The sequence below is a fragment of the Roseomonas mucosa ATCC BAA-692 genome, from assembly GCF_000622225.1.
Taxonomy (GTDB): domain Bacteria; phylum Pseudomonadota; class Alphaproteobacteria; order Acetobacterales; family Acetobacteraceae; genus Roseomonas; species Roseomonas mucosa.
In genome coordinates this window covers 1-8,587 of sequence record NZ_JHWD01000047.1, presented here as the reverse complement: position 1 = coordinate 8,587, position 8,587 = coordinate 1, and the positions used below count along the sequence as shown (strand labels likewise).

Sequence of the window (8,587 nt, the reverse complement as noted above, 5' to 3'; positions counted from 1 at the left end):
CCCCGCCGTCAGTGGGGTCCCGTTTGGACGCCGATCACCCCTCCAACAGGGTTCCTATTCCATGCCGATCCACAGTCATCCCGCAAATCTGGCCCTCACGTCAGTCCACAACAGCCTCTAGGAATGCCATGTAGGCCAGCACGTCCTCCTCGGCCGCATCCATCAGCGAGGCGAGCTTGGGCACCTCGGGGCGGAGCTGGTCGGACACGGTGCGCCCTGTCGCCTGGCGCCCTGCGCATCGGGCTCCGCCTCGGAGGCCCCGACTGCCATGCCGAGCACCTCGCGGCGGCCATCGGCGTTCACGCCCACCGCGATGGTGACGGCGACCGAGACGATCCGGCCCGCCTCCCTGACCTTCACGTAGGTGGCGTCCAGCCACAGGTAGGGCCAGTCGCCCTCAATGGGGCGGCCCAGGAAGTCGTGCACCCGCTCATCGATCTCGGCACAGAGTCGGGAGACCTGGCTCTTGGCTCGACGCCCTCCAGCCCCATGGCCCGGACCAGGTCATCGACCGAGCGCGTGGAAATGCCGTGGACGTAGGCCTCCTGGATCACCGCCGTCAGCGCCTTCTCCGCCGTCCGCCGGGGTTCGAGGAAGGCCGGGAAGTAGCTCCCCCGCCGGAGCTTGGGGATCCGGAGCTCGACGGTGCCCGCCCGGGTCTGCCAGTCCCGCTCGCGATACCCGTTCCGCTGCACCAGGCGGTCCGGGGAGCGCTCCCCGTGGGCGGCTCCTGTTACCTCCCCACCTCCAGCTCCATCAGCCGCTGGGCAGCAAAGCCGATCATCTCTCGGAGGAAGGTCGCATCGGCGGACTTCTCCAGCAGGCCCCGAAGGGCCATCGTCTCGTCGGTCATCGTGGTCGGTCCAAGGTCTGGGGTTGTCGGTCTCAGCAACCCAACCTTGCCATGAACCACCGCGGTGACCGCCTCAGATCCGGCGGTCAGGTCCTACACCACGCCCAGGGACACGACCCTCTCGGGCCGCGGCATCCACTTCACCGGCCGTACTCCGGTCGGTACGTGCGAGAGGTGTAAGCACCCGGAGCCGGTGCTCGCCTGTGGCCCAGACTACATCGTTGGGTCCATGGATCTCGATCCTGGGCACAAACAACGATCCAATATCGATACAATTATCATCTTCAGGAAACGGATTATCATGGTCAAGGGAAATCAGAGGCACTAACCATCTGATTTATCCGAATTTCTGATTATCCTGGTTAAAGAACCCTGACAACCGTCGTGTCCACTGCGATCTCGGCCAGGCTGCGCTCCGACACGGCACCCGCGGCGCGGCCTGCCTCGATCGTCCCGGTCAGCAGCCACTCGACACCTTCCTCGCCGATGCGACCGCGCCAGCGGCTGAGCGAGGAGGGGTGGATGGGCGCGCGGTGCTGGAAGAAGGTCTCCCCAGTGAAGTGCTGGAAATACGGGTTCTCCACCCAGCGGGCGAGGACGGCCTCGTCGGAGAGCCTGTAGGCGTGCTGGAGGTACAGCAGCCCAGCGACAAGGTGCGGATGCGCGGCAGGCCGGCCCTCGTGGGCGGGGAAGAAGCCCGCCCATGCTCGCTCGAACCAGGCCCAATTGATCAGCCCCGCCAGCCGCACGAGCTCATGCCGCCTATCGATTATGTCGAGCAGGCGCGGACGCAGCAGGTCGGCCTGTTCCGGCGGGCGTAGGCGGTGCTTCATGCCCGCCAGAATCGCAGGAATACGGCCCGGTTCCAACCAAACCTTGCAATTCCATAGCACCAAATCCAGCAGACTTCCCCACCAGATCAGCACACTGGAGGTTGTTCAGAGCGGACTACGTGGCCAACACCCTGGTGCCGACACTGCGGCCCGGCGACACCGTGGTGCTGGATAACCTGTGCGTTCACAAGGTGAGCGGCGTACGCGAGGCTGTCGAGGCTGCGGGCGCACGCCTGCTGTTCCTGCCGCCCTACAGTCCCGAGTTCAACCCGATCGAGCAGGTGTTCGCAAAGCTCAAAGCCGTGCTGCGCGGTGCCGCGGCGCGCACCGTCACGGACCTGCACCAGACCATCCAGGACGCCTTCGCCCGCTTCACCCCGCAGGAGTGCCGCAACTTCGTCACCGCTGCTGGTTACGAAGACGATGCAGCCGTCACAACCTAATCGGGAACAACTCTATAGGTATGAGTGCCCACCGACATAGGCCTTGCGCCAGCGGGTGATGGCAACCCGCTCGAATAGACCGACCTTGTAGAAGGGATCATTTTCGATGAAGCGTTGCGCCTCCTCGCGGCTTTCCAGAGCGACGATGTAGAGACCCCCGCCCAGATCGGCCCCGTCGTCGTTCAACTTGGCTCCGCAGGACAACAGCAGGCTGGCGTTCTCTTTCAGGAACTCCAGATGCGCGGGGCGGTGCTGCATGCGAATCGGCATATAGTCCGGCTTGTCCCATGTTTCGATGATGTAGGGCATGATGTGCTTTCACCTCAGGCAAAGGTGCGGGCTGTGTCATCGCCAGCACCAGCGCACCTGAGCGCGATCTGGAACAGGCAGGCCATGGTCCGCACGCGTTGACGTTCGCTCCATGCTTAGTGGGTCAGAATGCCCCAGAACAGTAGGAGCGCAATGGTGATAACGCCGACGACGAACATCAGGATCACCGTGTAGCCCATGATGTCGCGTAGCCGCAGCTTGGAGAGTGCCAGTGCTGGCAGAATCCAGAACGGCTGCACAAGGTCATTCCAGGCATTCCCGAGCTGTACCGCCATGGCGTTCTGTGCAAGCGAACTGTTCAACGTCTTGGCTGCGTCGATCATGAAGGGACCCTGGATGACCCAGTGGCCGCCACCCGAAGGCGCGAAGAAGTTAATCACGAAAGAACTGACCAGACCCCAGAAGGGCAGGGTCTGCGCTGTCGAGATCTGAACGAAGAGATGCGAGATCGACTGCACCAGCCCCGAAGCGGTCATCACAGCCATGATCCCGGCATAGAACGGGAACTGCAGGATGATGCCTGAGATCGTCGAAACCCCACGCGTGAGCTGCTTGGCGTAGGCTGCGGGCGTCCCATGCAGAATGATGCCCAGGAACAGAATGATGAAATTGATGAGGTTCAGATCAAGAGATGCACCTGCGGCAAAGTGAAAGGCGACGTAGCAGAGGCCGATGACACCGATCACCAGACTGATGATGGAACTGTTGTTGATTCGGTCTGCGATGGTCGTGCTGCTACTTGTTTGCGGTGCAACGGTCGCAGCCTCCTCCTCGGCGCGCAACTCGTCAGAGATCTCGATGATCGCAGAAGGCTCACGTGGCTGAAGGCGCACGTTGACGATAGGCAGCACGATCAGGATGACCAGCGCAGTCAGCATCACGGGCCAGGCGAAAATCGTCTCCGAAAGTGGGATGACGCCCATGGTGGCTTCCATCGGATGCTTGGGCGTCGAGATGATCAGCGGCACGCTGGCCGAGAGACCATAGCCGTAGAGGGTGAACCCGCTATATGCAGCCGCGATGACCAGTGGATAGTGCAGCCCCCGGACCTTGATCGCCAGTTTCTTGGCAACGATCCCGCCCAGGACCAGGCCGAAACCCCAGTTCAAATAACTGCCGATGCCGCCCGCCAGCGTCGCCACGGCAATAGCGGCACTGGGCGTTTCAATATGAGAGACGATCTTGTTGATAAAGCGGTTGACCAATGGCGCCGTGGCAAGAACATAGCCCATCGCCAGAATGACAGCCATCTGCGTCGTAAAGGCGAGAAGACTCCAGAAGCCGTTCCCCCAAGCCGTGATCATCGCCTGAGGCGACTGGCCTTCCACCGTCACTGCCAAAAGCATGACTGCGAGGGTCAGCAAGATCACGATCGCGAACGAATCTGGCATGTATTTTCGCATCAGCGACGTGAAGAAATTGACAATCCTGTCCACCAATTGTCCTCCTTTGTAGCGAACAGCGCATCTCTATGAATGATGGTCTGCTCGGCTGCTGCCTGGCATAGAGCCGTGCCCCGCGATCGGTGGCACGGCTCTGATTCCCCTCCGGGTCATCGCCTGGTTTGCACTCCACGACGGCCCTGCTCACCCGTCGGTCGTCTCGTGATACCTTGGCCCGATGGCCGACAGGCGGCGGAATGGTTGGGCCGGGGCGCACTGCGGGCTGCAGCGCCCCTTTGCCGATGTCAGATCGTTGCCACCGGCGTGACGGGCGAGCCGATCGCGCCCGGCAGATGCAAAGGCGGTGCGGTCAGGAACACGGCGTTGCGGCCGCGCTCTGCCAGGGCCTTGGCCAGGTCGCGCAAATACCAGAGCTCAGCCAGGGGCAGGCCCAGCTTGAACAGGCAGTGGTGATGCAGCGGCAGCCGGAAGCAGCAATGCGCGCGCTCCACATGAGGGTTCTCGACCGCATAGTTGTCCGCGGCGATCGCAGCAAGCCGAGTGTCATCAATCCAGCTGAGTAGCGCCTCGTCCGTGCCGTCGAGCGTCGCGCCTGTCTGGTCGAGCCTGGCCGGATCGGGGTTTGCTTGCATGTCCCAGAGGGCTTCGGCGTACCCCGTGCGCAGGGTCAGGATGTCTCCTTCGCGCAGCGTGACCTTCTGCGCTGTCATCACATTCTGCAGCATCTCGAGTGTCACGACGCTGCGCCCCATGCCCAGTGCTCTCACCAGATCGAGCAGAACGCCGCGACCTTGAACGCAGGTCTGCGCCATCGGAGCCACGGAGAGCTTGCGCGCATAGGAGCCGTGGACCCCATCGGCCGTGTCGCCCTCGACGTCTTTGCCCGCGCGGAAGCCGTTGTAGTAAACGGGCTCGGCCACGCTATCTCCATCCGCGTCGAACAGCGCGCCTACATGCGCCAGGGAATCCCACTGAGTCGAGTATTGCGTCGACAGCAGCACCTGATCGTCGCTGAGCACATCCTGCAGCCCAGCATCAACATTATCCAGGGGATAATTGATGTAGGGGGTGTCGCCCAGAAAGGTCGGCTGAAGGCGTGGTGGCTTGCGTCGGGGGTGGATGTTGACCGTGCCGGGAATGTCCAGCGGCAACGAGAGGCAGAAGCTCAGGCCCTCGCGGATCTCCTGCGCAGCCGCAAGGCGCTGCTCGGGACCGATGAAGTTCAGCGTTCCGAGTTGATCGTCATCGCCAAAGCGGCCCCAGTTGGATCCATCGGGACGATTTTTCCATCTTTGCATGAGATTGTCCTTAGTTTTCAGCCACGTCGGGCTGCGCCCTGCGCAGGCTCTATTCCTCGATGAGCCGCGTGAGTGCTTCTTCGGAGCGGGCCTGACGCGCTAGGCGGTCTTCATCCCAGCGGTAGAAGCCCTCGCCCGATTTGCGGCCGCATGCCCCCGCTGCCACCTTGTCCCTGAGCTGCTGAAAGGGCTCGGTTGCTGCGCTGAGGAAGGGATACAGATAGCTGGCGATGGACAGGTGGGTATCGAGTCCATTCAGGTCGCGCTGCTCGAAGGGACCGAAGAACGCCAGCCTCACTCCAATGGTCCAGCGGACGATCTGGTCGATCGTCTCGGGATCAGCCACGCCTTCCTCGACCAGATGAAATGCCTCGCGCATCATCGCATGCTGAATGCGGTTCGCGACAAAGCCGGGCACCTCGCGGTGCAAGATCGCCGGGATCTTGCCCGATGCGGCCAGAAGATCCGCCAGTTCCTGAAGCCGCGGTGCAGCCATGGTAGGGGAGGCTACGAGCTCCACCACGGGGATAACGTCCGCGGGGTTAAAGAAATGCGCGATCGCCAGACGTTCCGGGTGACGTATCTTCTCGCAGAGGCTGGATGTCGTGAGGCCCGAGGTATTGGAGGCAATCAGCGTCGTCGTCGGCAGCCACGCTTCCAGTGCGGCCAGGGCCGCCTGCTTGATCTCCAAGACTTCTGGAACCGCCTCGATCACCAGGTCACAGGCCTGCCAGCCTTCGGGCAGGTCGCTCACGGCACCGGCGAAGAAAAGCTGTGGACCAGGTCCGGTGACTTGCACCAAGGCTTCCTCCGACTTGGCGCGCGATGGTGCCGAAGGGTCGATCACCGCCACGGAGTAGCCCGCCCGTGCGAAGTGCCGAGCCAGACGGGTGCCCATGACGCCGGCGCCCAGTATGACGATCCTCATAGAGCCCTCCTTGGTCACGCCCATCCTCCTTCCAGAGTGTTATAAGTTGACTGGATAACCCATCCCCTGAGATAATCAATGCGTATAAGACCACAGGTGGGAGGGCAAAGCGCAGCCAGCGGACGGGTATCTCGCTGCGCCGGCTCGTCCGGAGGGTCCAGCTCCCTGTCACGCTTGGCTTTGCCAGCGCCGCGCCAGCGGCGGGCCGAAGAATTGTCCTTTGGGGGTGACATGCTTTTTCAGGTTGAAATGACAGTGCTTTTGCCGCCCGACATGCCCGAAGATCGAGCGGCCGATATCAAGGCGCGAGAAAAGGCTTATTCGCAGGATCTACAGCGGCAGGGTATCTGGCGGCATATCTGGCGTGTTACCGGGTCCTATAAGAATCTGTCGATCTTCGATGTTCGGGATAATGCACATCTGCATGAGATTCTGACGGGACTGCCGCTCTACCCGTGGATGGCGATCGAGGTCAGAGCGTTGAATCGGCACCCCTCCTCGGTTCGCGAGGACGACAAGTGAGCAAGAGAACTGCCGTCGTTACGGGGGGCGCCAACGGCATCGGCGTGGCGATCGTCGCCAGGTTGAAGCGGGACGGCTTTCATGTCATCGCGCTGGATATCTCCGTCCCAGGAACGGGCGCCGGAGCGCCGGACCGCTTTGTGCAGGTTGATCTGTCTGACGCGGGCGCGGCACAGGATGTGTCTGCGCGGATCGCCGGTGAGGAGCAGGTCAGTTGTCTCGTGAACAATGTGGGCATCGTCGCTCCGGCCTCTCTCGAGGACGTGGCGCTGAGCGATTTCGACCGACTCTTCGCAGTCAACCTGCGGCCCTCGTTGATCTGTGCGCAGGCTTTCGTGCCTGCGATGAAGGCGGCGGGTTACGGGCGGATCGTGATGAACACGAGCCGCGTGACGCTGGGCAAGGAGCTTCGCAGCCTCTACAGCGCTACGAAAGGGGCCGCCCAGTCCATGGCGCGAACATGGGCGCTGGAGCTCGCCCCCTTCGGGATCACTGTCAACTGCGTTGCTCCGGGACCGATCGGTACGGAGGCTTTCTGGCACAATAACCCACCGAATGCGCCTCTAACGCAGGCTATCATCGACAGGGTTCCGGTGAAGCGGATGGGGACTGGGGACGATGTCGCCAACGCCGTGTCCTTCTTCTGCAAGGAGGAAACCGGCTTCGTGACGGGCCAGAGTCTCTTTGTCTGCGGTGGCGTGACGGTGGGGCTCGCAGGGAACTGAACCCTTTCGGGAGGCAGGCTTCGCGGGCTGGGTCGGGCTGAGGCGCGCCGGAGACAACGAGCCCCGGCGCCCCAGGCGAGGAGATCGGTGTCCGATGTGTTGCATCTGCAGTGGGGGGCCAACCTACGGCAGTTCGCCGCGGTTCCTGAACTTCCCGTGGCTTGTTCGCGGCAACTCGGCACCCATGGTCAGGTGCGATAACAACGGGCCTGGGGCGCGCTGGCGACCTGCTGGCTCTCTCATAGGAGAGTTCGGCTTGCTCACCCTCAAGCATTACGAGCTTTTGACCGTCCTGGCCCAGGAGCTTCATTTTGGGCGGGCTGCGCAGAGACTGGGAATCTCCCAGCCGATGCTGACCCAGCAGCTCAAGCAGATGGAAGACATCGTCGGCACGCTGCTGTTCGATCGCAACCGCAGGCGCGTCTCAGTGACCGCGGCGGGCGAGCTCATCCTTCCCGAGGCGCGTGCGGTGGTGCGTCAGGCGCGCCGAGCCGAGGACGTGGCACTGCGTGCCGGGCGCGGTGGTCTTGGCGAGCTGCGGATCGGCTATATCGGTGCGATTGCTTATAATGGGGTGCTGACGCGGCTTCTGTCGCATTTCCGGCCTCTGGCGACACAGATCGATCTCCATCTGACGCTGATGGATCTCGATCGGCAGTTTCCCGAGGTCGCGGCGGGCAATCTCGATGCGGGGCTGGTCCGGCTGCCTTTCCCTGATATACCCGATGGGGTTGAGGCACGGATCCTTCATTACGAGGATCTGTGGATCACGCTTCCTGAAGACCATCCATTCGCTGCGGAAGCAGAGATTGATCTGGCAAAATTCGACCGGGCCGATTTTATCTCCACGCATTTACCCACCAATTCGGGCTTCTCTGCCGCTGCTCATTCCGCCTGGGCCCAGGTTGGTGTCACACCGCATATCGTTCATCGCGCGCCGCAATTTGCCTCCATTATCTCGCTGGTGGCTGCGGGCTTGGGCGTCGCCATCGTGCCGGAATGTATGCAGCGTGTACATTTGCCGGGCGTCGTTTATCGCCCGCTCAGAGACGTAACTGTTAAGGCTCCGATTGCACTCATTTATCGCCGCGACCGTGAAAGTCCACCCCTCGAACTATTGCTGAAAAGCCTTAATTTTGCGCCAATATGAGGTGGTTGTAGGCGCCGAGAGGACACTGTGTGGATCGGCATGGAATAGGAACCCTGTTGGAGGGGTGATCGGCGTCCAAACGGGACCCCACTGACGGCGGGG

At 62.2% G+C, this 8,587-nt stretch carries 7 protein-coding genes and 3 pseudogenes; 4 read left to right on the top strand and 6 right to left on the bottom strand.

Translation table 11 applies throughout. From position 1 onward, the window contains the following. Positions 1–243: 243 nt before the first annotated feature. A pseudogene (locus BT98_RS26855) lies at positions 244–853 on the bottom strand (IS256 family transposase); the annotation flags it as partial. 374 nt (positions 854–1,227) lie between these two features. Then, positions 1,228–1,686 (bottom strand): annotated as a pseudogene (locus BT98_RS0119510) (IS5/IS1182 family transposase); the annotation flags it as partial. A 113-nt stretch (positions 1,687–1,799) separates the two neighbouring features. Between BT98_RS0119510 and BT98_RS0119505 the strand changes: the two are divergent. Next, positions 1,800–2,129: pseudogene (locus tag BT98_RS0119505) on the top strand (transposase); the annotation flags it as partial. Between the two features lie 12 nt (positions 2,130–2,141). Here the strand turns inward: BT98_RS0119505 and BT98_RS0119500 are convergent. From BT98_RS0119500 to BT98_RS0119485, 4 genes are all read right to left on the bottom strand, one after another. Continuing rightward, a complete protein-coding gene (locus BT98_RS0119500) occupies positions 2,142–2,438 on the bottom strand; it encodes a YciI family protein (protein ID WP_019463457.1) in 297 nt (98 codons plus the stop codon). Between the two features lie 116 nt (positions 2,439–2,554). Then, on the bottom strand, positions 2,555–3,895 hold the full coding sequence (locus BT98_RS0119495) for a short-chain fatty acid transporter (protein WP_026033625.1): 1,341 nt from the start codon (positions 3,893–3,895) through the stop codon (positions 2,555–2,557). 251 nt (positions 3,896–4,146) lie between these two features. Next, complete coding sequence (locus BT98_RS0119490) at positions 4,147–5,160, bottom strand: cyclase family protein (protein ID WP_019463459.1); 1,014 nt, start codon at positions 5,158–5,160, stop codon at positions 4,147–4,149. A 49-nt stretch (positions 5,161–5,209) separates the two neighbouring features. Continuing rightward, positions 5,210–6,112 carry an FAD-dependent oxidoreductase gene (locus tag BT98_RS0119485; protein WP_019463460.1) on the bottom strand — a complete coding sequence of 301 codons (903 nt, stop codon included), beginning with the start codon at positions 6,110–6,112 and terminating at the stop codon, positions 5,210–5,212. Between the two features lie 207 nt (positions 6,113–6,319). On the opposite strand from BT98_RS0119485, the gene catC reads away from it, so the two are divergent. The 3 genes from catC (at position 6,320) to BT98_RS26845 (ending at position 8,485) form a co-directional block, all read left to right on the top strand. After that, entirely contained in the window at positions 6,320–6,610 is a 291-nt protein-coding gene (catC, locus tag BT98_RS26850; RefSeq protein WP_019463461.1) for a muconolactone Delta-isomerase, read from the top strand. Continuing rightward, positions 6,607–7,335: an SDR family NAD(P)-dependent oxidoreductase gene (locus tag BT98_RS0119480; RefSeq protein WP_019463462.1), complete on the top strand. Its 729-nt coding sequence runs from the start codon at positions 6,607–6,609 to the stop codon at positions 7,333–7,335. Before catC ends, BT98_RS0119480 begins: the two co-directional genes overlap by 4 nt. 256 nt (positions 7,336–7,591) lie before the next feature. Next, on the top strand, positions 7,592–8,485 hold the full coding sequence (locus BT98_RS26845) for a LysR family transcriptional regulator (protein ID WP_162175661.1): 894 nt from the start codon (positions 7,592–7,594) through the stop codon (positions 8,483–8,485). The last annotated feature ends 102 nt before the right edge of the window (positions 8,486–8,587 follow it).

Coding starts and splice junctions, on each gene's coding strand:
- BT98_RS0119485 (WP_019463460.1), bottom strand. CDS start 6,112: ATGGGCGTGACCAAGGAGGGCTCTATGAGGATCGTCATACTGGGCGCC.
- catC (WP_019463461.1), top strand. CDS start 6,320: ATGCTTTTTCAGGTTGAAATGACAGTGCTTTTGCCGCCCGACATGCCC.
- BT98_RS0119490 (WP_019463459.1), bottom strand. CDS start 5,160: ATGCAAAGATGGAAAAATCGTCCCGATGGATCCAACTGGGGCCGCTTT.
- BT98_RS0119500 (WP_019463457.1), bottom strand. CDS start 2,438: ATGCCCTACATCATCGAAACATGGGACAAGCCGGACTATATGCCGATT.